The organism is Paenibacillus sp. R14(2021) (genome assembly GCF_019431355.1).
Taxonomy (GTDB): domain Bacteria; phylum Bacillota; class Bacilli; order Paenibacillales; family Paenibacillaceae; genus Paenibacillus_Z.
The window spans coordinates 4185473-4210191 of record NZ_CP080269.1; the positions used below are offsets into that span (position 1 = coordinate 4185473).

Consider the following 24719-nt stretch of genomic DNA (forward strand, 5'->3'; position numbering starts at 1 on the left):
CGAAGGGCTTAAGCCGTCCAATGGGAAGGACGGGAGAGCAGTGCCGGCAGCTTGGTGCTGCTATTGCCCTTGGCCGCATGCAATTGGACTTGCGTAAGGAACAGACTGCCGGTAAGGTTGGCCCCTCTAATGTCAGCATCCCGTAAATCCGCTCCGATTAGGTCGGCGCTCCGCAGATCGGCATCGCGGAGGTCGGCGGCGATCAGATAAGCGCCGCGAAGGTTGGCGCCCCTGAGGTCGGCGCCTCGAAGATTAGCACCGATGAGATCCGCGCCGCGGCCAATGTTCTTGCGGTGCTTCGGCGGTGCCTGCTGCAGCCGCTTCGCTTCGTCGCGTGCGAATTCGCTGGCCTGAAGCAGCAGCGCATTGACCGCGGCGCGGTGTGCTGCAGTGTCCACATACATAAGTGCGCCAGGTGCAAGCAGCGTAAGGCGGTTCGTTTCCTCCAGTGCCGCGAGAAGCTCGTCGTGAATGGGCAAGGCGGCTTGCAGTGTCAGCGCGTCGCTAATATACCAGAGCAGCTCCTGAAGCAGCCGCATCGTCGGAAATACGTCGACCATTTGCTTGGCCAAATCAGGGGATTGCCGCCAGTCCCGCCCTTCGAATGTGAATCGGGATAGCTTCTGGCCTGCGCCGAAGCAGTCATAGACGGTACAGCCGCGGAAGCCGAGTGTTCTCAAGTCGGTATGCACACCGCAGCGAAAGTCGCTTTTCAAGTTCGGACAGGGTTGTCCGGCGGCCTTATCGATCGCGAAGTCCACCGAAGCCGCGAAAGGCAGGGCGACGCAGCATAAGCCGAAGCAATTCTCGCAATCAGCCTGCAGGCTGAGCCGGTCTATAGGTTCCAACATGTGGTGCGTTCTCCTTCCATGTATCCATGCTTTTATGGTAAATCCGAACGCGTTCGGCGTCAAAGGGTAATGCTAATAGAATATGGACGTGTAATCTCGCGCTGCAATTGTTCATTATCCGTTCATAATGCAAGGTTATCTTAGTGAACGAGGCGTCAGAGAATGAGGTGTTCGCGAAGGCGATGAAGATGTAAGGGTATCAGCGCTCTGAAACAAACTAGGAGAGAATGTAATTTGACAGTTACTATCAAATTGCATAAACTGTCATTATATAAGCTACATGCTGAGGAGGTTCTATTTTGGCACGAACGAACAACAAAGCACTTATTATTACAGGTCTTATTATCGGGATTATTTTCTCGGAGCTTGACGAGACAGTCGTCAGCACCGCCATGCCGACGATTATCCGCGATCTGAACGGATTGTCGTTGTACGGCTGGGTGGCCGGCATTTATATGCTGACCATGACGTCCTTCATGCCGATTCTGGGCAAATTAGCGGACCTGTACGGCCGCAAACGGATTTATATTCTCAGCATGAGCTTGTTCATTGCCGGTTCCGTCGTGAGCGGATTCGCCGATTCTATGCCGATATTGCTGCTGGGACGGGGCATACAGGGCATCGGAGCGGGCGGGCTGATGCCGCTTGCCATGGTTATTTTCGGCGATACATTCACCGTGGAGCAGCGCGCTAAAATGCAGGGAATTTTCGGCGCCATTATGTTTATTCCGCAGCTGCTTGGTCCGCTGATCGGGGGCTATTTTACGCAGCACATATCGTGGCACTGGATCTTCTGGGTGAACATTCCAGTCGGCATTCTGGCCGCAATCGTGCTGTCCGCCGGATTAACGGAATCCAAAGGCGATAAAGATGCGAGCATTGACTGGGGCGGCGCGTTTCTTCTGGTCGGTGCTATCGTAGCGCTGCTGCTGACGCCGGTACTGCACGAAACGGAAGGCTACGCTTGGTCGTCGCCGACGCTGATCGGCCTCTGGGTAACCGGCGCGCTGCTGATTGGTGCGTTCGTATGGGTAGAGTCCAAGGTGAAGGAACCGATTCTGCCGCTGCATCTCTTCAAGAACCGGACCTTCGTGGTGCTGTCTCTAATCGTATTCACGCTCGTCATCGGCGTTATGGGCTCATTCGCATCCTTCCCGTTCTTCGCTCAGAACGTGCTCGGTCTGTCGCCGATCGCATCCGGATATTTGACGCTGCCGCTCATGGTCGGGGCCATTCTCTCCAGTATTGTTTCCGGCCGCTTAATTACTAAACTTCCTTATCGGACGATCTTTATCGTATCGATGGCTTTCGCGGCGCTTGCATTCTTCCTGATGACCGGCCTTGACCGGAACACGAGTATTCTTGAGATTATCGGCTATTTCGTTATTCTGGGTCTTGGGTTTGGGGTGCTGTTCAACAACAATTTGATCGTACAGGAATCGGTCGACAAGGAGAACAGCGGCATCGCGCTGACATCGGTTACGTTGTTCCAATCGTTCGGAATGACGATTGGCGTCAGCATCTTCGGCAGCTTGCTCGCAGCTAACATTACGTCCGGCCTCGGCAAACTGGCTGGCGATCTGCCCGCGGACAGCGCCGAGACCCTTGGTCACGCTGCTCAAGGGGGCATTCCAACGGGGCTTGGAGCCGAACTGGTTGCCTCGATCAAGGATGTCTTCTCGAATGCGTTCCAGCATCTGTACTGGGTTTCCTTCACCTTCGCGCTGCTTGTCATCGTCATCTGCTTGTTCTTGAAGCGGGAAGTATTGTCGGTGACGACTAAGGAAGCGGCTGAAGGGCAAGCGCAGCATGGTCAGGAAATGAATTCAGAGCTTAGCAGTCAAGCGTAGGCTGCATGGAACAGCATGAGGAAGGAGTGCCGCGACTATGACCCCGGAGCATTCGGAACCGGCGAAGCTGGGACTTCGCGAGCGCAAGAAACAGAAGACACGCCAGACGCTGCAGCAGCAGGCGCTCCGGCTGTTTCGCGAGCAGGGCTACAACGCGACGACGATCGAGCAGATCGCGGAGGCGAGCGAGATTTCGCCGAGCACGTTCTTTCGTTATTTCGCAACGAAGGAAGCACTTGTACTCGAGGATGAGTATGACCCCATTCTTATTCGCGCGTATCAAGCGCAGCCGCCGGGCATGAGTCCGATCCAGGCGCTCGGCGCGGCCGTGCGGGAGAAGTTCGCCGAGATGACGCAGGCGGAGAAGGACGGACTTCGCGAGCGCAGGAATCTGATGTTCGGCGTCCCGGAGCTGCGCGCCGCTTCGCTCATTCAGATGAATGAGACGCTGCTGCTGATCGCGGAGTTGGCGGCCGAACGGCTGGACCGCTCGCGGGAGGACATCGAAGTGCTGACCTTCGCAGGTGCCGTGCTTGGCGCGATGATGGCCGTTCAGCTGCACTGCTTTAACCATCCGGAGGATGATTTTGTCCGGGTAATCGACGAGGCACTGTCTCATCTGGAAGCCGGACTGCCGCTTGCGCGAGGCGAACGGGAATAGGACGCCATTGGGAAATCGGCAGACGGTTAACGCAGCAGGCAGCAGGGACATCCGAAACGCAGGAAAGCCGGGACCTCATGGGAGGCAGCCCGGCTTTCCTGCGTCTTCGGGTCAACGGATCTCGAGCAGGGGTGAGTATCGCAGCTGGGTTTCGCGCTGCATGTCGGATTTCATGGCGATGCTAAGCTCGAATTCTCTTCCGCGGCCTGAGCGGTCAGCAGCTCCATGAAATAAGACCCGATGATGGAGAGCGAAGCGCCCCGCCGGGTAGCTACCCCGACGCGGCGCTTTGGGATGGCTTCTGCGGTGCGCAGCTCAAACAGCGCGCCTTCCTGGAGCAGCTGCAGGACGGAGGCGCGCGTCACGATGGCCGCGCCGTAGCCTTGCCGGGCAAATGCGATAAGCATATCGGAGCTGTTCAGCTCGATGGCGGCATCGATCTCGACCCCTTGGGCGGCGAACCACTGCTCGGCGAACTGCCGCGTGCTGCTTCCTTTCGACAGCAGCAGCAACGGAATCCCGGCCAAGTCCGCGGCCGTCAGCGGCTGTGCCGCCATATGCCGGTAACGCGGTCCGACGACGAAGCAGTCTTGGATCGCGGCAAGCGGGCGAACGGATAGCGCGGGGTCGTCGGCAGGCAGATGCACGATGCCGATATCGATGCGGTTGTCCTTGAGCCAAGCTTGGATTTGAGCGGTTTTCCCCTGAAAGAGCCGGATCTCGATGTCCGGGAACCCGGCGCGGAGCTTATCCAGCTGCGGGAGCAGCAAATGCTTGATCATCGGTCCGCTGGAGCCGATTCGCAGCTCACCGGCGGTTTGCTTGATCAGTGATTCGATTTTCCTTTCGCCTGCGTCCAGCAGGGAGAGCGATTTCTCCACGAATGCAAGCAAGGAAGCGCCCTCCGGGGTTAAAGCAACTCCTTTGGACAACCGGTCGAACAGCTTGACGCCCAGCGTCCCCTCCATTTGCTTGATCGCATAGCTGACGGACGGCTGCGTAATGTGCAACTCCTGCGCGGCCTTGGTTAAATTGCCGGCCTTGGCCGTATGAAGGAAAATGCGGTACCATTCGAGATTCATCATCGGCTTGATATTGAACACCTCTATGTCACGATTCGGATTTTATGATTTCATTTATTGCACTGTGCTTATTATAATCAATTCTAAAGGAAATCGAAAATCGAATTGGAGGTGCCTTCAGATGGCTGGAAGCTCGTTCGGAGACGTGTTCAAGCTCACCACGTTCGGGGAATCGCACGGCGAGGCGGTTGGCGTTATCGTGGACGGCGTTACGCCGGGGCTTGAGCTCGACGAAGCTTATATTCAAGTTCAAATGGACCGCCGCAAGCCCGGTCAATCCGCGGTGACTTCGCCCAGGAAGGAGTACGACCGCATTCATATTGTCTCGGGCATGTATGAAGGGCGGACGACGGGTACGCCGCTATGCATCCTGCTCTACAACCAGGATATGCGCCCAAGCGCATATGACGGGATGGAACGCACGTTCCGTCCGGGTCATGCCGATTATACGTATTTGAAGAAATACGGCAGCCGCGACCACCGGGGGAGCGGACGGGCTTCCGGCAGGGAGACGGCCGCCCGCGTGGCCGCGGGCGCGGTCGCGCGCAAGCTGCTGGAGGGCAGAGGTGTCCGTGTAACGGCCTACACGCGTTCAATCGGCGGGATTACATGCGAAGCTTATCTGCCGGAGGAGATCGAGAACAACAGCGTGCGGGCATGCGACCCCGATGCGGCCGTTCGGATGGCAGCACGCATTCAAGCGTTGGCTGCGCAGGGCGACAGCGTGGGCGGCATCGTGGAATGCCGAATTTCGGGTGCACAGGCGGGCCTCGGTGAGCCGGTGTTTGATAAGCTGGACGCGGACTTGGCCAAGGCGATGCTGTCGATCGGGGCTGTCAAAGGCATCGAGTTCGGCGCGGGCTTCGCGGCGGCCGACATGCTGGGCAGCGAGCATAATGATCCGATGAACGCGGAGGGCTTCCTCAGCAATCACGCGGGCGGGATACTGGGCGGCATCAGTACGGGAGCGGATATTGTATTCCGGGTGGCGGTCAAGCCGACTTCCTCGATTTCGGTACCCCAACAGACTGTGGATACGCAGGGAGAGGAGCGGACGATTCGTACGGAAGGCCGGCATGACCCCTGCATTTGTCCGAGAATCGTCCCCGTAATCGAGGCGATGGCTTGTTTGGTGCTGGAGGATCATTATAAGCGGCAGGCGGCCATGCATGACCAGTAGCACTGCATAGATAGCAGGGAAAGCGCCGGCTGCGTCCTTATTCCCGAACGAACGGCCTCTGTCCGCTTGACTAGCGGGCGAGGCCGTTTTTGAAAGAAGGCCGCGGTTCCACGTTACTATAAGTCTGGCGCTTACAATGCGACAACGAAGAAAGTAACATGGACGGTCGGCGCGAACTACAATCGTGAAACGCTGGCGCATGCCGTAATTGAAGACAAATTGCTTAACGGCCAGCAGCTCGATTCAGGCTCCGTGCATGTCTATGACATGACGGTTCAACCGAATGGAACGCCTGATCAAGGCACGGAAGTGCCGGCAACGGATTATACGGGCGACACGTTGAAAGTAAGTTTCAATGCTTCGATCAGCACGGGCTACATTCTTGTTTTCACGACAAGCTTGGACGATGACCTGATTGATGCCACTGTCAGCAACACCGCTCACTTGTTGGATGGAACAACGCCGGAATCGAAAGATTTGAGGTGTTCATCGATATCACGGTTGGAGACGTTCCGCTCGGAACGATCGATACGGGGTCGACGCTGCCAAAAACCGGGGAAGAGAGTCACCTGAATGTTAGACTGGCAGGATTGTTCGTCATTTTGCTTGGCGTGTTCTTGCTTAGAAAAAGACTGTTCCGCAGCAGCAAATAAATAGCAGTAAAAGGGCTGTCCAGTGATAGGCTCCCCATACGGTAGACAGGTGAAATACGAAAGCCTGGTTTCCGTGTGGGGAGCATTTTTTATATGTACAACAATCAGCGACATCGATGACGACATTTACTTTTACAATGGAGATAGCCGAACCGCATCGCATTTCCATAACCTTATTCGCGATGATATGATGGACGAAACGATAAAAAGAAGGTGCTGCCGCATGTGCAGAAACATCAAAACGCTGTTTAATTTCGATCCCCCTGCCACGGAGGATGAAATCCAGGCCGCTTCGCTGCAATTCGTACGGAAGCTCTCCGGGTTCACGCAGCCCTCTAAGGCCAATGAAGAGGCCTTCGACCTCGCGATTCAAGAGGTGACCGCAGCTGCGGAGAAGCTGCTCCGTAATCTCGTCACGAATAGCCCGCAGCGGAATCGACAAGTGGAGATCGAACGCGCCAGAATCCGCTCCGTTAAACGGTTCGGTCCACGCGAGAACTAGCAGGCGTTTACGATCAGGCGTCTCTGATCGGCGGCGGTTCGTTCAGTCCTTGCCGGCGCTGTGCGCCGACTTTATTATTTCAAGCGAGGTTTAAGGAATCATGACCAAACATAAGCTGCCGTATCTGCTCCTGCTTGCAGCAGCGGTTCTGTTCATCCTGTATGTCCTGTATGCCAACATCCTGCATGACCCCGAAGCATCGGGATTCCTCGGTCATAAGGATAATCCCGCGCATCCCGTCAACATGCCGGTTTGGCTGCCGGTCATGCGGGTGCATCTGGCGTTTGCCTGCCTTGCGCTGCTGTCCGGGGCAGTGAACTTCCCGGAGCGACTGCGGCGGAAGCGCCGGAAATTTCATAAGAGGAACGGATACCTGTACGTCATCTCCGTTCTTATTGTCTCTCTTACCTCCGGTTATATGGCACCGTATGCCACAGGAGGCAAGGCGGTTAGCATCGCGTTCAATATACTCAATATCATCTGGCCCGCCTTTACGCTGCTTGCGGTCATGCGCATTCGCAAGCAGCGCATCGTGCAGCATCGACAGTGGATGGCGCGGAGCTACGCGCTCTGCTTTACGAACATGCTGGTCCATCTGCTGACATATGTGCTGAATCAAGCCGTGGATATTTCCTATCCATTAAGCTATACGGCCGCCGTATACAGCGCGATTATTGTGCTGCTCGCAGCGGCGGAAATCGTCGTACGCGTGTTCTTTAAAGGGCCGGTCATTAGATAAAGACCGCGTAAGCATAGTGAAAAAGTAGAACTTGGAGCTGCATCAGCTGCACAGGAGCGGCATGTTGCGGCTCTTTGTGCTGTGAAGCTGACGAAATGTGCTTCAATTACCTCCAGCAAATCAGATTATAGGTAGAGGAGCGGCAAGTATAGCTGCCCCTGCAGATGGTTTGGGCGATATTGGTGCAGGGTAAAGAAAGAATGAACAGCGATTGTGTGCCGAATACATGTAAGGAGGCGTTTTCGATGAGTTTCTCCCATATTCTTGTTGCGTACGATGGCGGATTGCCGTCTGTCAGAGCGCTTGATCGGGCTGTAGAGATGGCGCAGCATTTCCCTTCCGCTCAATTAACAGTTGTCCACGTCTACAGCACCGCAGCCGTTGCGGTTGCGGACTCTATCGTGACCGTGCCTTCGTCTGTGCAGCGGCAGCAGATGCACGAGGCCCAGGAAATGCTGAAGGATGCCGAGGCCAAAATAGCACAGCTGCCTGCGGCGCGCGCCGTGCTGCTCGAAGGCAGTTCCGGCGAGTCTATCATTCGTTATGCGAATGAGCAAGGCATTGACTTGATCGTGATGGGCAGTCGAGGACTCGGGGGGATTCGCGAGTTCGTCATGGGAAGCATCAGCCACTATATGCTTCAGCATGCTGCGATGCCGCTGCTTATCGTGAAGTAAGCCTCGGTTCTACCCATTATCATGCGCTTCGTCAACCTGTAGGAGGAACGCGCCGTAGCGGCGCTCCGCCTGCGGGTTATTTGCGCATGAGGCTTATAAATTCGCTGGGCTCATCTTAAAACAATACTGGTAAAAATAGGGACAATATGATATTGTAACTTTGTAATTTATATTACAAATGTTGCAACAACGAGTGGAGAAGATAAACCAAATGCAGGCGAAAAACAAGAAAAGCATGGTGCTGTCCATCCGTCTGGATGAGACTGCCTTGCAGGCAGTTGACCTGCTAGTGGAGGCGGGGCTGGAATCAAACCGCTCCCGAGCGGTTTCTCACCTCCTAACGGTTGGGATCCAAGCATCGGAGGTGCTTCTGCTTAAAGCGAAGGCGCTTGCGGATGATGTGGCACAGCTTCGCAGCGAGATGATTGAAGCGGTTAGGTCCGGAAGCGTCGACAAGGTGTCCGAGCTGTTGAACGCGGACCCCTCGCTTGCGAATGCAAGCAGCGACAGCGGAGAGACGGCGGTACTGATGGCCGCCTACTACCGGTCAATGGAAATCAAGCAGCTGCTGCTTGACCACGGCGCGGAGCTAAGCGTCTACGAGGCTGCGGCGGTCGGCAATACGCAACGGGTCTCGGAATGGCTGGCGCAGTCGCCTGGTCTGCTCGGCAGCTGCAACAGTGACGGCTATACGCTGTTAGGGCTTGCCGCGCATTTCGGCAATGAGGAGACTGTTGAGTATCTGCTGGATCAAGGTGCGGAAGTGAATGCGAGGAGCCGCGACGGTAATCTGAACAACATGGCGATCCATGCGGCGATCGCGGGCAATTACGAGCCTATTGTTCGGCTGCTCATTGCGCGGGGCGCCGATGTCAACGCGGTGTGCGAGGGAAAGTGGCGGCTTGGGTTCAGCACGCTTCATGTGGCTGGCTATTTTGGGCGGAGTGCAATGATTCCCCTCCTCCTGAGCGCAGGTGCGGATCGCACGCTGCTGACGAAGGAAGGCCAGACTGCGGCGGAAGTGGCCGCGCTGCGGGACCATCCGGAAGCTGCGGCACTGCTGCGGTAACGAGAATATTTGACTACCCAAAGGGAGATGAAGCGGTTGGAGACGAAACCAGTGATCGCAGCAGAGCAAGTGAAGGAATTTGTCGGCAATGCGCATGGGGATCTCAATCGGGTAAGGGAGCTTCTGGATCAAGAACCGGGGCTGCTGAACGCGGCCTGGGATTGGGGCGGCGGCGACTGGGAAACGGCGCTTGGCGCCGCGGCGCATATGGGCAGACGGGATATTGCGCTGTTTCTGCTGGAGAGGGGAGCAAGGATCGATTTGTTCGCGGCGGCCATGCTTGGCAAGCTTGAGATCGTTAGGGCGCTGTTGGCGGACAACCCTGCGAGGAAGGATGCGTTAGGGCCGCATGGCATCCCGCTGCTCGTGCATGCGCAGGCAGGCGGAGAAGAGGCTTCGGAGGTCGTTAATTTTTTGCAGCAGCTTGGCTGAAGCCGATAGGCGGCGGCAGCTCTCCTCAATCCTTGACATGCTTGGCGCCCCGGCCGCATATATTGACTTGAATGCCAGGGGAATGGGGGATGGGGATGAACAATAACGTTAACTATGCCATTTCGATCGTACAGCATTTCATTCCGTATGGTGCGGAACTGGCTGTGCTGTCAAGGCATGCCAACATGCCGGCGGTCCTGTTCGCGGATATCGATTACGATTACAACGTTGAGCTTATCGCGCTCTATCGCTATCAAGGCGAGCAGAACCTCATCGTATTGAAGAATAGCAGCGGGCAATGGCATATGTTCGCGCATGCCGGCGGCAAAGGCGTGTATGTGGCCGATTTAGCAGCGGCTCCGGTTACGAGGGCTGGACAAAGCAGTATCATTATCGGCTGGCAGGATGACGACGGCAGGGTAGAATTGGATATTTTGCAGTGGTCGGGCGATGGCTTGGTGCGAATCGTCCCGGAAGGCATTCAGTACAGCTGGCTGGAGATCGAGGATATGCCGGGAACGGCTGGGCAGGACGGCCGGTGCGAGCTGGCGCTCTGGCTGGAGGATCAAGATAAGGCCTACGAAATCAACGCTTACCGCTGGGAAAGCTACAATTTGGTGCCGGCAGTTGACGTGTACCCGTATTATTTTGGCAAGGTGACGCAGTATTACGAGCAATTGGTTGCCGAGGAGCCGGAGGTGCCGATGTACCGGAGCGTGCTGGAGGAGGCGCGGCAGAAGGCGGCTTCCTCGGAGTAGATAGAAGGGTTTGACTCCGATTAGGCGATGAATGAAGCGATGGATTCGGGATGAGCAGGATCAAGTCAGCGTATGAATTTGAACCGGGGCGTCTCCGTCATGACAGAGACGCTCCGGTTTTTGGCATGGAGTTGTACGAGTAGCATAGCGATCCAAGAGACAGAGGTTTTTTCGTCGTGCAAACGATAAAACAGGGTTTTCCTCCCAAAATATGAACAGTTAATCAACCATTTATGGTACACTATAGAATCACCATTGTTAATATTTAGGGAGGATTTACACTTGAGAAAGAGGCTCAACTTTTTGCAAATTGCTCGATGTTTAGCGGCCGTTATGGTGGTTATGCATCATGCTGACCGAATCTTGCTGCAAAAGTATCAAATTAGCGCTCTTATTTTTCAGCCTTTTGATTATCCATTTGCGCGTGTGGATTTATTCTTTGTGTTAAGCGGTTTTATTATCTATTACATTCACAATCAAGATTTCAGTACACAGTCGAAGCTTTCTCCTTTCCTAATCAAACGTTTTGTACGTGTTATACCAGTGTATTGGCTTGCTACGCTGATTTACATCTTGCTTTCCATCGTTGCACATGAGCATTTTACGGCCTTAGAGTTTGTGAAATCGTTCCTTCTGCTTCCTGATGTTAAGCAGCCCATACTAGGTGTAGCTTGGACGCTTCGGTATGAAGTGTTTCTATATCTCGTATTCGGCCTGCTTATCCTTAATAAGCGGTGGTTTATGCCTTTGCTCGGCGTTTGGACAGCTGCGATGCTATATTTTTTGGCTGCTGGCATTACGTTCGCAGAGCAGCCTTACTTTGACTTGCTGTTCAATCCGCTTAATTTAGAATTCATTGCAGGGTGTGTTGCAGCCCATATTATATTGCGCTATATGATGAATTTGACGGTTGTTGGCTATGTTGGCCTGGGTCTCCTGTTGGTGTCGCTGATTATGCAGCAGCTGTGGACGATACCGTTGAATCATATTATTTTGTGGGGTGGACCGTTCTTTCTTATTATTCTTGGTTTTGCCAGCTACGAGCTTCGCAAGACTATCAAGGTTAATAAATGGCTGGTGGCTATAGGTGATGCGTCCTATTCGATTTTTCTCACGCATATCATTGTCATTCTGTGTTTTAGGAATGTTAGCGATAAGCTCCATCTGTATGTAAAAACAGGACATCCCATCTTCCTGGCAGTCTTTGTTTGCATAATTGCGGTTTGTGTAGGCTGCGCTTTTTATAAAGTGGTCGAGAAACCGGTACTTCATTGGCTTCGCAAGCATGTAGTGGACCGGACACTGCAATCGCAGAGCAAACGCAGAATAGCTGTTCCTTCGGAGAACCAGTCTGTGTAGATGATAATGAACAGCCAGGGCCGCGTTGATTGCTGGCCCTGGCTTTTTGACGTCTCAGCCGCAATGGTATAATAGGGACAGTCTGGTTATAAAAAGGAGTTGTGCAGCATTGGCACTTGAAATTGAACGGAAATTTCTGCTGCCGGAATACCCGGAGCAACTGATTCAGGATGGCGTGCTGGTCATTCTGTCCGAGCAGCGCATCGAGCAGACATACTTGGCGATCGATGAGCAGCAGGAGGTCCGCGTTCGGCGGATCGTGGATATAAACTCGGAAGACGTGCAGTTTACCCACACGTTCAAAGCCGGTAACGGCCTGGCGCGAGAGGAGATCGAATACGGCATTACGGCCAGTATTTATGAACAGCTGACGAATGCCCGCAAGCTCGTACCCTTGACGAAGAATCGCATAACGGCACAATGGGAAGGACTTACCGTCGAGATCGACTGCTATGACCAAATCCAGCTTACGGTGCTGGAGGTGGAATTCGATTCCGAGTCCGCAGCGCATGCGTTCGAGCCGCCAGCATGGTTCGGCAGGGATATTAGCGCGGAACGGCAGTACAGCAATAAGAAAGTCTGGCGGGATCTGCAGAGCCGCGGGGCAGGGCAGCCGTTATGAGCACACCTAGCAGCCATAGCCCCGTGAAGCAGCGTATTCTGGATGCGGCGGAGCTGTTCGCCCGCGCCGAGCTTGGCGGCGATGTCACCGGCCATGAATGGTGGCATATTCACAGGGTCGTGCGCATGGCACAGCAGTTGGCCGGACAGGAAGGCGCGGACACCTTTATCTGCTGCCTCGCGGCGCTGCTGCACGATGTCGCGGACGAGAAGCTGAATGACTCGAAGGAAAGCGGTCTGCGCAAGGTGAAGGACTGGCTGGAAGGCCAAGCGGTGAACGGGCCGGACGCCGAGCACGTGATGGAGATTATCGCCAATATGTCCTTCAACGGCGGCGCCAATCCGCCTATGCGGACGCTGGAAGGCCAGGTCGTGCAGGATGCGGACCGCCTCGATGCAATCGGCGCGATTGCAATTGCAAGGGCGTTTCTGTACGCCGGCTGGAAGGGTCATGCGATCTATGATCCGGAGCTGAAGCCCCGCGAAGCGATGACGCCCGAGGAATACCGCGGCGGCAAGACGACGGCGATCAACCATTTCTACGAGAAATTGCTGAAGCTGAAGGATCGCATCAACACGACATCCGGGAAGGCCATCGCCGAGGAGCGACACCGGTATATGGAAGCGTATGTGGAGCGGTTTTTGCAGGAATGGGACGGGCTTGACGCGCAGCAGCTATCTACCGATTCGGACAATTCGGCTGATTTGATTATATAGTGGATGCCGATGGGAAAAGCTAGAGGGAGCATCTTGCCCCGTGAACAAAGCGGAATTACAATGAGAAGAACATTGCCCGAATAAGCCATTTAACAAGGGATGATTACGACGAAACCAACCCTGACGGATGTCCAACATTATTTAAATTCGCTGCCCTTTCTCTCAGAGCTTCCGGAGGAGGAGGTACGCTTTGTCTATAAGCACATTGAATTTGTCGCTTTTAAAGACAGAACGCCAATCGTCAAAAAAGGTGAAAAAGGCGATGCCTGCTACTTTGTATATGACGGTGAAGTCGAGGTTGTCGGGCGGGATTTAATCGGTCTTGATACCGTACTTGCCACGCTTGGCATCGGTCGGATATTCGGCGAAGTGACACTTTATCGAGAGAATGTGCGGAAAACGTCGGTCCGAGCAAAAAGCGATGTTTTCTTGTTAAAGATGTCTCACCAATCCCTGGAGCAGATCGGTTACGGGGCGCCAAACTTCTTCAAGCAGCTCGAAAACTTCTCGCTTCAGCGGCAAAAGACAACGTTCATGCGGCTTGCATCTATCTTTGCACGTCTGCCGGAAGCCATCATTGACCGCTTGGGACAACAATCTTCCTATCGACAGGTTACGACTGGCCAAGTCGTGGTTCGCGAAGGAGAGTTCGGCCATCAATTTTACATGGTGATTTCAGGCGAGCTGGATGTGAAAGCAGGTACAGCCGTGATGGAGACATTGCGGACTGGGGATTTTTTTGGCGAATACGGTTTGATTCGCAACCAATCTGAGCCTTTTTCGGTCGTCAGCCGCGGCGATTGCGAGCTGCTTATTTTGCCGCGTGATAGCTTTCAGCACGTACTCGAAGATCATGAAAGCTTACGGACGCAGTTTGAGGAAGTCATTCGAATCCGCAATAAAGAGGCGTTTATCGAATCGTTCAATCAGGCGGCCGTACATGCGCCGTTAATTGAAAGCGGGAAGAAGCGAGAGCATTGGACGATTATGGGCGCTGGCCTTTTTTGCTTCATCGTGCTCTCGATCTCATGTATTAGGTTGGAAAACGATTGGCTGTTGATACTTGCCATCGCGATCGGCAGTTTTATCGGGCCGCTTGCCTTCGTCAATTATTTGCACACGCGCAGCATCCTAGGCAATCAGCCTTACCTTCTGGTGTTGTTGTTCTTCTTGACCGCGCTCATCGGCATACCGCTTGCATACAAGCTTGAAGGGCTTGATCTATTTGCGAACGCGAACCCCTATCTGATCAGCATGTCCACGGCATGCATCGAAGAAACAAGCAAGATCCTGCTCGTTATCATACTCATCCGTCGCAAGCGTTCACGTTTCTTAATGGATAGCGTTGTTTATGGAGCAGCAGCGGGTATGGGATTTGCTGCGATTGAGAGCATTATTTATGGACTGAATACGTTACATAACCCGCAGCAGGCGTTAACGGTCATTCTCTATCGGGCGCTGTTATCTCCGTTCGGGCACGGAACGTGGACAGCGATTGCCGCGACCGGCATATGGTACTTGCTGCTGCATCAAAAATGGCTTCGGTTCGGGCTTCTAATCGCGGTTACGCTGGGCATGCATGTATTGTGGAATTTACAAATCAGTTCGAATGAGGTCCATTTGCTGCAAATGCTGACGGTGGGCAGTTTAGGTCTGCTGCTGCTTCGCATGTTTGTTCGACGGGGGATCTCCGATGAGCGTCGTTCCATCATTTCCTTGAACCCCGAGCTGCTTGCCATGGAAGGCAATTTGAAATACATGAAATGCGGTAATTGTTTAAGTGAGCTGCCGTACGGTGCTCATTATTGCCCCCGCTGCGCACAGGCGATGCGGGCCGCTGAAGAATAACAAAACGAGCATAAGCCCGCTGGCATATGCTCGTTTTGTTATTTGTCGTATTTGCTTTCATAGAGATCCGGGAGGACGAACCGATGCTGACTAGGCAGCCGTTCTTCTCCTTCTTCTGGATGAATCAATGCCAAGCATCACTGGAAGCAGGGCAATCAAGAAACCAAGGACAAGACCGGCTAAGCCTGCTGCTCCGATATAAAGCTTGTTGGAGGATGTTGGAGCTTTGGGTGGCTGCGCTGCCTCGATTTCAATAACGCTGTCATCAATCGTGATTTTTTTGGAGAACTGTTTGAAGGCATCTAAAACGGCGTTCGCGATAATTGCCGCTTTCTCTGGATCCTTGTCGGTCACGTTGATGGCAATGATGTGGCTCTCGTTTCCGTTTTCAATCCGCACTTGTGAAGCCAGCTTCTCCGCTGTCAATGCTTTGCCCCACTCGTACTGAGCGGCAAGTGCCTCTTGTACGGATGCGGTGACCGCCGTTGAAGGAATAAGGACTTTATAATCTTTAATCAAACTCAGCGCCGCGAGCAGCTCTTGGTAGAGATTGGTGGATGTGCTCGTCGTTTGCCGCAGGATATACGCGGAAGCGCTGGCTTTATATTCGACTGGCTTACTATTCGACCAGTATATAACCGGCCCTACGCAAACTGCGACGGCTAGAATAATGATCCAAATCCGTTTCAACAGATAAACAAGCAGTGTGCTCATTCTCAATGTTCTCATCCTTTATTATCGTGCGCAGGCATTGCTAAACGCCGACACCGAAGTAGTTAAAACCATACTGCAGCATACGTTGTTTGTCGTAAATATTCCTGAGGTCGAAGAAGTTAGGGGATTTCAATTCCCGTTTCAGGCGGTCGAGGTCAAGGTTGCGGAATTGGTGCCATTCCGTCACAATAACGACGGCATCGCTGCCTTGAATCGCTTCGTATTCATCCGAGCAGAAGCGGATGTCTTCCACTTCCTTGAGTGCATGCCTTGCTTCTTCCATCCCGACGGGATCGTATACGCGGAACGAGGCTCCTTTGCTTGCAAGCTCATTGATGATCGTCAGCGACGGTGCATCCCGCATGTCATCAGTTTTCGGCTTAAACGTAAGTCCTAGCACAGCAATTTGCTTGCCGGCTACTTGGCCAAGCGCATTCTCGATTTTGCTGACCATTCGGAGCTTCTGACTGTCATTCACTCTAATCGTCGCCTCTACCAGATGTAATGGCGAACCATGCTCGCGTCCGATATGTGCCAGCGCCTGTGTATCTTTAGGGAAGCAGCTGCCGCCGTAACCCGGACCGGAGTGAAGGAATTTGGATCCAATCCTGCCATCCTTACCAATCGCTGTCGCAACATGCTGCACGCTTGCTCCAACGCTCTCGCACAGATTGGCGACTTCGTTTATGAACGAAATTTTCAAGGCAAGGAAAGCGTTGTTGGCATATTTAATCATTTCCGCCGTTTCGATATTCGTATTAATAAACGGCGTTTCATTCAAATACAGCACACGGTATACATTCTTCATGATTTCTTTGGCTTTCTCTGTTTCGGCTCCGATTACGACCTTATCAGGATGCGTAAAGTCATAAATTGCTGTGCCTTCGCGTAAAAATTCCGGGTTCGATACGACATCGAATTCGAAGTCTTTGCCAAGCTCGGAGAGTTTCTCCGCTATAGCCTGTTTGACCTTCCGGCCAGTACCGACCGGTACGGTGCTTTTGTTGACGATAATCTTGAAGCCGTTCATATGCGTTGCGATTTGTTCTGCTACCTTCATGACGAAAGTCAAATCCGCGCTTCCGTCTGGCTGAGGAGGAGTTCCGACCGCAATGAAGATAACATCCGCTTCTTGAATCGTCGTCTCCATGTCCGTCGTAAACTGCAGCCGGCGATACTGCACGTTGCGTACGACCATTTCCGTTAGCCCCGGCTCATAAATCGGAATAATGCCGTTTTTTAGGTTGTTGATTTTTTCCTCGTTGATATCGACACAAATGGTTTCCATACCGAAATCAGCTAAGCACGTTCCGGTTACTAGCCCCACGTAGCCCGTGCCTACAACTGCGATTTTATACATAAAGCACCCCACCTACATTCTTTATGCCATGACTTGCTTGGCCAGGTCATCGATCAATCCGATAATTCGTTTGTTGCCGCTGACGAAAGGCTTAACTTGAAAGGCATCTACTTGCTTAAGCGCGGCTTCCAGCTGATCAACCTCGTCAATGCCGATAATCAGGTCCATTTCTGAGAAATAACCGATGATTTCTTTTTGGTGATCGTCAACGTGTTCTCCGTGCTTCTTCAGACGCGGTACGGCAATTAATTTCTTGCTTCTCTTCAATCCCCCGATGATCGTTCCCGTGCCCCCGTGCGTAATCAGCAGATTACATTTCTCCAGCAGTGCATCGAATTCTTGAAAATCGGTAAAATCCTTATACTTGAAATGTTTAGGCTTATAGTCGTTGTAGCCAATTTGGGCGAACACTTCCTCTTGAATAATCCCCTGCTCGATTAAGTGGTCTACTTCTTTCAGGAGACGTTCAAACGGGAAGTCTTGCGTCCCGAGCGATAGCAGGATCAATAGATACTCCCCCCATAGACGGCATTAGGATAGAAGCGCATCATGGATTCCCATTGTACGATAAACATATCGGCGAATTTATAGACGAGACGTCCTGTCAGTGTAGGTGAATTCATCTTTGCAAAGCTCTCGATGTACACGACCTTTTTACGCATGAGCTTCGCTAGCAAACAAGTCGGGAAGGAGCTGAGCGCGCCTGTGCAAATGACGAGATCAGGTTTCTCCTTGTGCAAAAAATGCCATGTTTTAAAGAAGTTCATAAAGAACAATACAGGAAAGTTCCACTTCTTCCGATTAATGAGGCGAAGCAGGTATACGGGCTCGTGCTTAGCGAGTTCTCTTGTCATCAGCGTATCTTCGGTAATAAAAAAGTACTTATGCTGTTTATAAAATTTTTCCAGCTGTCTCATCTGCGTCAGATGTCCGCCAACAGAGCATGCTAATGCGATTTTCATGTGTGTAACCCCCTATCGATCGAAGAACGGAACCAAATTTCGAGATTAAGCAGCATCCAAATCTCTTTTTCGTGGTTGGTCACGCCATCCATATGGGCTTTAACCAATTCTTTTATTTTGTCCTTGTTGAATATACCGCGGTTGAAAAACGTTGACGATAGGAGATGGTCGGTAACGAAGTCCTTCATCTCGTTTCTGAACCAATCGGCGATCGGCATATAGAAGCCTATTTTCTTGCGGTTAATGATTTGGGCAGGCAAATATTTGCTCGCGAGCTGCTTCACGATGTATTTGCGGTTGAACCCTTTGATCTTATAGCTTTCTTTCAGACGAAACGCGAGTTCGGCAACTCGGTAGTCTAGGAACGGCAGTCGACCTTCAATAGAAGCGGCCATCATTGTACGGTCCCCGCGTTCAAGCAGGTTGTCTGTCAGCCAGTACCGCATATCAAAATACTGCATGCGGTCCAAGTTAGTCAATCCATGAATGATAGGCCCTTCGCCGGCCGGTTGATTCAAGTAGGTCAGTTTGTACTCTTCGGACAGCAAGCTGTTCGTTTGTGCCTCGGAGAAGGAGGCAAACCAGTTCTTATAGCGCTTCACGTCGTCTGGTATGCTGAGGCTGTTATAAGCAAGCTTCGCTTTACGGAATGAGTACGGAAGCGTATTGACGATCCTGGCTATCAGCGGGTTATTAAATGCCATTTTTCCCAGCGCGGAGCTTGTCAGCCGGTCATACGCATATTTCGGATAGCCGCCGAACAACTCGTCGCATCCTTCGCCGGTCAGCACGACGCTGACTTTCTTCTTTGCCTGCATAGACATGAGCAGCATGGGAATATCGGCCGTCTCCGAGGACGGTGCATCCCGAAAGTGAACGACCTGATACAGGCTGTCCCGAAAGTCCTGGGGATTGATGACGAATTCATGATGGTTGGTCTTGTATAAATCAGCAACGGCTTTGGCATAGCCAAGTTCGTTGTACTGCGAGTTTTCCAACCCAACGGAGAAGGTATTGATCGGCATGCTGCTGTTCTGCGCCATTAGTGCAACGATCAGGCTGGAGTCAAGCCCGCCGCTAAGGTATGCACCGACAGGTACGTCGCTAATCATCCGAAGGCGTACGGAATCCTGCATTAATTCATCGAGTCTGCTTAATGCTTCATCGAAGGGAATATTCCACTTTTCAAAATGGGTAATGTCCCAATACTTGCGCTTCGTGATTTGTTCACCCCTGAGCGTAAGAGACATACCGGGTTCAAGCTTCATGACGCCGTCGTAGACAGTCTCCGGATTACTGACATACCGGTTGCTTGTATATTCGGCAAGGGCCGGACGATTGACGGCTTTCCTTGCGCCGGGAAATTGAAAGATGGATTTGATCTCCGAAGCGAAAATAAAGGCTGTCCCCGGCTCATGCTTGTAGAATAGGGGGCGAATGCCCAGTCGGTCGCGAGCCATAAACAGCTGGTCGCGCACATGGTCGTAAATGGCGAAGGCGAACATACCGTTAAAGTAATGCAGGCAATCTTCGCCGTGCTTCTCGTAGAGGTTCAGAATAACCTCAGTATCGGTCTGGGTTCGGAAGCTCCAACCCTCTTGGATCAATTGCTCTCGAAGAGGCTGGTAGTTATAAATTTCACCGTTAAATACGATGGTAGATTTGCCACTCGTGGATGTCATTGGCTGCTTGCCGTTTTCTGAGAGGTCAATGATGCTCAGCCGTTTGTGACCAAGTCCGATGATTCCTTCCTCGCCGCTTGTGATAACCTGCGTGCTGTCTGCATCAGGTCCGCGATGATGGATGGCATCGATCATGGATTCAAGAACATTGGTGTAAGCGTCATGGCGCATAGATGTATAAAAGCCGGCTATTCCACACATATAGAGCCTCCTTTCAGCCTGTTCAGTCAACGCCGCTTAGCTGCGAGAAGCAGCAGATAAATGACGGTAAATGGTTAATAACTGGTCTATAACCAGGTTAATGTCGTGAGGATGAACGATTTCCTTGCTTTTCTTTCCATAGGCGTTGCGTGAATCCTCATCCATGACGAGGGCTTCGATGGCTTGAGCGAGTGCCGCCGGCTGTCCGGGCTCGAGCAGCATGCCGTTTTGGCCAGAACGCACGATTTCCGGAATTCCGCCCACGTTCGTGCTTATCACGGGAAGGCCGTATGCCATTGCTTCTAGAATCGATATCGGAAGTCCCTCCGCATACGAAGGCAAAATAAAAACGTCGGCATTGGACAGCTGTTTCTTTTTCTGTTCACCGCTTGTCCAGCCATGGACAGTAATAATATCGTTCAGCTTCTTTGCGGAGACAATGGTCTTGAGCCTCTCGATTTCGTTGTTGCCGCACACATGGAGCTGAATGCGCGATTTGCAAGCTTCTGGGAGCATTTCGATGGCATCAACCAAATCGTAAATACCCTTCCGCGGGCCGATCTCACCCAAGAACAGCAGCTGCACTTTTGCGTGAGCGGTACGGAGGGAAGCAACCTCTTTCGCCGCAGGGATGGTGACCGGATTCGGCAGCACGGTAATCCGATCATTTTCGCAGAAGTGATGCACGAGTGCTTTCATCTGGTCGGATAGAACAATAATATGATCGGCACAATTCAGGGTCCGACGAACGATCCATGCGTTAAACGAATTGCTCTGTTGGAAGGTTTCAAATCCGGAAGCATGTATGTGGAAGACCAGTTTTTTGCGAAGAAGCTTGGATAGAACGGTATAAATGGACTTGCGGTAGAAACTGCCTTTCGCAGCAGAATGCAAGTGAACGATTTCGTAAGGAGTCGAGATAAATACAAATTTAAACATGGACATAAGGGAATAAGCGATACGCATGAGGGGGCCGACGCTGTCGATGTAAGAGGGAAATCTCGTCGAGATAATGTGCTCATCGCTATGCCTCAAACCTTCGAGAAGCGACTTAATTACGGCATCGATTCCGCCCTTTACATGTTCAGAGTTTGCTACCGTTATTATTTTCATTTTGACACCTCATATGAAGCCGCAGAATTCAAAAGTCGACAATATAGTCCGATATACTCGCGATAATCCGGGAATTGTCGATTTCTTCTAGTTCTTGCGTCTCATTCCTGTTTTTGATTATAGCATAGTTACTCTCAGAAACTTGCAAAAGTTTTTCAAATAAATCCAACTTTTTCCCAATTTAGATCAGTGAAAAGGCTAGAAGCACATAGCAGACATTGGCCGTATTCAAACCAGACTGCTGTATAAATGGGTGTAATGTCCCAGCATGACGGACATGTCATAGTCACTTACGCGTCGTGCCGCCTCTTCTGTCAGAAGAAGACGTTCTTCACTATGAAGAGAGAGACGCACGATCTGCTCAGCCAAGTCTTCTGGCTGTTCGTTTTGGAACAGCAAGCCGTTGACGCCATGCTCGATAAGCTCCGCGGGTCCGTCGATATTCGCCGCAATGACAGGTAGGCCTGCAGCCATAGCTTCTAGTACTACGAGTCCAAGTCCCTCGTAACGTGACGGTAGAATGAAGATGTCGTAATTGGCTAGATGAAGGTGAACGTCCAGAAGATTGCCTGCGAAATGAATATGCTCACTTATGCCAAGCTCTGCCGTCAGGGCTTTCAGGAAGGGCATTGATTCTGTATCGTACGCATAGGTGCCGCCGATTAGTGTACATGAGACGTCGAGACCTCGGTCGCGGCATAATTTCACGGCACGAATAAGAATATCCTGACCTTTCGTTTTATGCGTTAGCCGCGCTACATTGACAAGGCGAATCGGTTCGCCGAAGCTGGAGTTTGACTTGGAAGCAGACTTGAATTTATCAATGCGGATGCCGTTGTATATTTTTACCGCATTGTTTAAGCCTCTTACGATGCATTCCTGTTCGACGGTGTTGGATATGGCGATGTTGGCGCTAAAAACCTTTAGATGGATAAAAAACTGGAGCGCATTCAACTTAGAAATGATATTGGTCGTATGGATTGTGAATACAAGCTTGAGCCGCGGAACGGCTAATTTGCATAAAACAGCCCATAACTTGCTGCCGAAATCATGCGTGTGAATAATTTGTATCCGATCCCTGCGGATAATAGAGAGCAGCTTGAACAGATATTTGGGGTGGCGATGCGACGGCGGTCTCTTTAAAAGGTGTACTGTAACGCCTTCTGCTTGAAGCTCATCCAAGAGCGCATCGTTAATGAGGTCATTCATAATAACGACGACAAAGTTCACTTTAAGCTGAGACTTGTTTTCGGATATCAATTCCAGAAGCAGCTTCTCGGCTCCCCCCATCTGGAAAGACGAAATTAGGTGCAGTACGCGTACATTCGGATCAATCGTCATGAGACCTCCTAGCTCGACATCATTATTGGGCCGAGAACGTTTTTTTAGTGTAATTTCTATAGAACAGCGAGATCAGCACACCATACAGCAGCCTTGCGATTGCAACCGAGATGGCCGCCCAAATCGCACCAAGAAAAGGCACGGTTGCGGTAATGAGCAGTACAATGACGAGGATTTGCACGCACTTCCCAACGGTTATAAACTTCGGCATCCCAAGTGAATAGATAGCTTGTTCGATCGGAATAAGTCCGAAAGCAATGATGGCAGATACGAGCATGAACTGCAGAATTGAAATCGAGGGCTCGTAGCTTGGGCCTAGAACGATAGTAATAACTGGTCTTGCGAGTGGAATCAGGAGCAGCATGCCGGCGCAGATAATCAATGTCGGCTTGATCATTTTCCTGGTAAAAGCAACAACGTCCGCCGGTTTAAGCTCGGCCATGCTCGGCAGCATGACTTTGCTGAGAACGAACGGAAGAAAAGCGACGATGGCTGAAAGTTGAAAAGCAACATTATAGATACCGAGCTGATCGTAGGCTACCCAAATGGATATCATCAAAAAGTCAATTCTTCCGAGCGTATTGTTGGGAATAGAGATCATGAACATCCATTTCTCATAATGAAAAATCTCTTTTAGTACCTGGCGGTCAATTCGCTGGACCAAATAAGCTTTCAAAAACAACACGTACTTAACGATAAAGAAAATAGAAATCAATAACGGGAGAAAGAAGAGAAAGCAGACATACTTGAGCATAATGGCGTGATTGACGTACAACGCAGCAATAAACAGCAAAGACGTAATGAAACGTGTGATATTAATTATTGCCCGCAGTTTAAATCGCTGAATCGCCTGCAGATAAGTATCATTCACAAAGAGCAGCGATTCGCCCAGAAATCCGACAATGAAATAAGGGAGATAGGGGGCCATGTCGGACCTCCCAAGCAGGTGGAGAACATCCTTGCCGAATAGAATCAAGGCAGCACAGATGAGCAGCAAAATGGAAAGTTTGACGGTTAAATAGAGGCCGAAATAAACGGTTGTCTTTGTTTTATCTTTGGCGGTAAAGCGCACGGCCGTATTTTCCATGCCAAAGTCGAATAAAGCGCTGCAAAAGGCGATATTTACGAACAAATAGGAGTACTTCCCATATTCCTGAGGTCCTAGATGGAGGGATAACAGCAAGATGATGACAAAATTAAGAGCCCGGGTAATAATGTTTTCAGAGAAAACGACACTGAGATTTTGAAATAAACGATTCTGAAAAATAGTTTGGAGCTTGTTGCCCGCCATACTTACCTCCTATTTAAACGAAGCCAATGCCTTACCTGATACTGTATCTTTAACTTCAAAAATCGATATTGCAGTTTGCGGACGCTGATATTCTCCACGATAACGCGATTAAGTTCCCAATGATTGGAATCTATGCCGTTAATACCGTTCACGGCGGTGACGGCTGTATCGTAATGGCGTGCCGCTTCATCCCTGACGCTTTCATTAAAGTCCGTATATAAACCGTAAGGATACGCGAAATGACGAACGCTGCTGGATGTCTTCGTTTCAATCAGCTTCTTGGATTGAACAAGCTCAAGTGAAGCATCAAGCGGGCTGATGGTACTAAGCGTTGGATGGGACATTGTATGCCCTCCCAAATTCACCTGCAAGTCGACTAGGCTTCTAGCTTCCTGCCAGTCCAGCATAAGATTTCCGTTTGTCGGCCGCTCAACGCCGCATTCCAGCCTAAGCTGTTCGAGGAGCCATTGTTTAACTTCTTCGTTGTAGCGTTTGATCTCGTTTTTGATTCTTTCAGCGATTTCGATGCGGCTGCCGGTCTCCGCAATTGAGAATGTACCTTGAAGGCCATCCCATAAGAGCGTTATGGACGTTTTTCTGCTGCTTGCGATCATTTCGTCTACCATATCCGTCCACAGCGGCTCCCGATTCTCGATGGGGCCAACTGTCAGATAAATGGTTGCTGGGATCTGGTATTGCTCGAACAAGGCAGCACCGAGGGTGTAATTATCCCGGTAGCCATCATCGAAGGTGATGACCATGTAGCGCTTTGTCCATTTGGATTTGCCCTCCAGGAGCCGCTTGGCTTCATCCATAGAGATAACTTCATAGCTTCTCTTATAATAGCGGAAATGCGCTTCAAGGTTTTGCTGCGTGACAGCAAGAACATGTACGTCTGAGGGCGGGAGGTTTCTCTCGATGCGATGATAGCCGACAATATAAAGCCCTTTTGGCGAGAAAAGCTTATCGGTGATGTAATAGAGTCCGGAATAGTAGAGAAAGGATAATAGTGCAGACCGAAGCGCTTTGGAAGGGTTAGTTTTCATGCATTCTCCA

General features: G+C 51.5%; 25 protein-coding genes and 1 pseudogene. 15 read left to right on the forward strand and 11 right to left on the reverse strand.

Features of this window, described 5'->3' with window-relative positions; translation table 11 throughout:
* Positions 1 to 8 precede the first annotated feature (8 nt).
* Positions 9 to 851, reverse strand: a complete 843-nt coding sequence (locus tag KXU80_RS19515) for a pentapeptide repeat-containing protein (RefSeq protein WP_219834855.1) — start codon at positions 849 to 851, stop codon at positions 9 to 11.
* A gap of 299 nt (positions 852 to 1150) precedes the next feature.
* Between KXU80_RS19515 and KXU80_RS19520 the strand changes: the two genes are divergently transcribed.
* Together KXU80_RS19520 and KXU80_RS19525 are read left to right on the forward strand one after the other, a co-directional pair.
* Entirely contained in the window at positions 1151 to 2701 is a 1551-nt protein-coding gene (locus KXU80_RS19520; RefSeq protein ID WP_258171068.1) for an MDR family MFS transporter, read from the forward strand.
* A gap of 37 nt (positions 2702 to 2738) precedes the next feature.
* A complete protein-coding gene (locus KXU80_RS19525) occupies positions 2739 to 3362 on the forward strand; it encodes an acyl-CoA-like ligand-binding transcription factor (RefSeq protein WP_219834856.1) in 624 nt (207 codons plus the stop codon).
* 170 nt (positions 3363 to 3532) lie between these two features.
* On the opposite strand, the gene KXU80_RS19530 is transcribed toward KXU80_RS19525, so the two are convergent.
* Entirely contained in the window at positions 3533 to 4447 is a 915-nt protein-coding gene (locus KXU80_RS19530) for a LysR family transcriptional regulator (protein ID WP_258171069.1), read from the reverse strand.
* 118 nt (positions 4448 to 4565) lie between these two features.
* Between KXU80_RS19530 and aroC the strand changes: the two genes are divergently transcribed.
* The 13 genes and pseudogenes from aroC to KXU80_RS19590 all read left to right on the forward strand — a co-directional run bounded on the left by aroC (position 4566) and on the right by KXU80_RS19590 (position 14999).
* Complete coding sequence (gene aroC / locus KXU80_RS19535) at positions 4566 to 5624, forward strand: chorismate synthase (RefSeq protein ID WP_219834857.1); 1059 nt, start codon at positions 4566 to 4568, stop codon at positions 5622 to 5624.
* A gap of 174 nt (positions 5625 to 5798) precedes the next feature.
* A pseudogene (locus KXU80_RS28495) lies at positions 5799 to 6026 on the forward strand (collagen binding domain-containing protein); the annotation flags it as partial.
* Positions 6027 to 6106: 80 nt separating this feature from the next.
* Entirely contained in the window at positions 6107 to 6277 is a 171-nt protein-coding gene (locus tag KXU80_RS28140) for an LPXTG cell wall anchor domain-containing protein (protein WP_258171070.1), read from the forward strand.
* Positions 6278 to 6500: 223 nt separating this feature from the next.
* A complete protein-coding gene (locus KXU80_RS19545; RefSeq protein WP_219834858.1) occupies positions 6501 to 6779 on the forward strand; it encodes a DUF2277 domain-containing protein in 279 nt (92 codons plus the stop codon).
* 100 nt (positions 6780 to 6879) lie between these two features.
* Entirely contained in the window at positions 6880 to 7518 is a 639-nt protein-coding gene (locus KXU80_RS19550) for a DUF2306 domain-containing protein (protein ID WP_219834859.1), read from the forward strand.
* Between the two features lie 245 nt (positions 7519 to 7763).
* A complete protein-coding gene (locus KXU80_RS19555) occupies positions 7764 to 8195 on the forward strand; it encodes a universal stress protein (RefSeq protein WP_219834860.1) in 432 nt (143 codons plus the stop codon).
* A 211-nt stretch (positions 8196 to 8406) separates the two neighbouring features.
* A complete protein-coding gene (locus tag KXU80_RS19560; RefSeq protein ID WP_219834861.1) occupies positions 8407 to 9264 on the forward strand; it encodes an ankyrin repeat domain-containing protein in 858 nt (285 codons plus the stop codon).
* Between the two features lie 36 nt (positions 9265 to 9300).
* A complete protein-coding gene (locus tag KXU80_RS19565) occupies positions 9301 to 9696 on the forward strand; it encodes an ankyrin repeat domain-containing protein (RefSeq protein ID WP_258171071.1) in 396 nt (131 codons plus the stop codon).
* 95 nt (positions 9697 to 9791) lie between these two features.
* Entirely contained in the window at positions 9792 to 10454 is a 663-nt protein-coding gene (locus KXU80_RS19570; protein ID WP_219834862.1) for a hypothetical protein, read from the forward strand.
* A gap of 282 nt (positions 10455 to 10736) precedes the next feature.
* Positions 10737 to 11813 (forward strand): acyltransferase family protein, encoded by a 1077-nt coding sequence (locus tag KXU80_RS19575; RefSeq protein WP_219834863.1) that lies wholly within the window; start codon positions 10737 to 10739, stop codon positions 11811 to 11813.
* A 109-nt stretch (positions 11814 to 11922) separates the two neighbouring features.
* The gene (locus KXU80_RS19580) at positions 11923 to 12435 is read left to right on the forward strand and encodes a CYTH domain-containing protein (RefSeq protein ID WP_219834864.1); all 513 of its coding nucleotides are present in this window, start codon (positions 11923 to 11925) and stop codon (positions 12433 to 12435) included.
* Positions 12432 to 13151, forward strand: coding sequence for an HD domain-containing protein (locus KXU80_RS19585; protein ID WP_219834865.1), 720 nt, complete (start codon positions 12432 to 12434; stop codon positions 13149 to 13151). Before KXU80_RS19580 ends, KXU80_RS19585 begins: the two co-directional genes overlap by 4 nt.
* Positions 13152 to 13250: 99 nt before the next feature.
* Positions 13251 to 14999 (forward strand): cyclic nucleotide-binding domain-containing protein, encoded by a 1749-nt coding sequence (locus tag KXU80_RS19590; RefSeq protein WP_219834866.1) that lies wholly within the window; start codon positions 13251 to 13253, stop codon positions 14997 to 14999.
* Between the two features lie 90 nt (positions 15000 to 15089).
* On the opposite strand, the gene KXU80_RS19595 is transcribed toward KXU80_RS19590, so the two are convergent.
* The 9 genes from KXU80_RS19595 to KXU80_RS19635 form a co-directional block, all read right to left on the reverse strand.
* The gene (locus KXU80_RS19595; protein WP_219834867.1) at positions 15090 to 15713 is read right to left on the reverse strand and encodes a YveK family protein; all 624 of its coding nucleotides are present in this window, start codon (positions 15711 to 15713) and stop codon (positions 15090 to 15092) included.
* A gap of 40 nt (positions 15714 to 15753) precedes the next feature.
* Positions 15754 to 17073, reverse strand: coding sequence for a UDP-glucose dehydrogenase family protein (locus KXU80_RS19600; RefSeq protein ID WP_219834868.1), 1320 nt, complete (start codon positions 17071 to 17073; stop codon positions 15754 to 15756).
* A gap of 21 nt (positions 17074 to 17094) precedes the next feature.
* Positions 17095 to 17580, reverse strand: a complete 486-nt coding sequence (gene pssE, locus KXU80_RS19605) for a PssE/Cps14G family polysaccharide biosynthesis glycosyltransferase (RefSeq protein WP_219834869.1) — start codon at positions 17578 to 17580, stop codon at positions 17095 to 17097.
* Entirely contained in the window at positions 17577 to 18035 is a 459-nt protein-coding gene (pssD, locus tag KXU80_RS19610; protein ID WP_219834870.1) for a PssD/Cps14F family polysaccharide biosynthesis glycosyltransferase, read from the reverse strand. The genes pssE and pssD overlap by 4 nt, the downstream gene beginning before the upstream one ends.
* Positions 18032 to 19918, reverse strand: a complete 1887-nt coding sequence (gene asnB / locus KXU80_RS19615) for an asparagine synthase (glutamine-hydrolyzing) (protein ID WP_219834871.1) — start codon at positions 19916 to 19918, stop codon at positions 18032 to 18034. The genes pssD and asnB overlap by 4 nt, the downstream gene beginning before the upstream one ends.
* Before the next feature lie 36 nt (positions 19919 to 19954).
* On the reverse strand, positions 19955 to 21031 hold the full coding sequence (locus tag KXU80_RS19620; protein ID WP_219834872.1) for a glycosyltransferase family 4 protein: 1077 nt from the start codon (positions 21029 to 21031) through the stop codon (positions 19955 to 19957).
* 228 nt (positions 21032 to 21259) lie between these two features.
* Positions 21260 to 22372: a glycosyltransferase gene (locus tag KXU80_RS19625; RefSeq protein WP_219834873.1), complete on the reverse strand. Its 1113-nt coding sequence runs from the start codon at positions 22370 to 22372 to the stop codon at positions 21260 to 21262.
* A 22-nt stretch (positions 22373 to 22394) separates the two neighbouring features.
* On the reverse strand, positions 22395 to 23663 hold the full coding sequence (locus KXU80_RS19630) for an oligosaccharide flippase family protein (protein WP_219834874.1): 1269 nt from the start codon (positions 23661 to 23663) through the stop codon (positions 22395 to 22397).
* 2 nt (positions 23664 to 23665) lie between these two features.
* Positions 23666 to 24709 carry a polysaccharide deacetylase family protein gene (locus KXU80_RS19635; protein WP_219834875.1) on the reverse strand — a complete coding sequence of 348 codons (1044 nt, stop codon included), beginning with the start codon at positions 24707 to 24709 and terminating at the stop codon, positions 23666 to 23668.
* Positions 24710 to 24719: the final 10 nt, after the last annotated feature.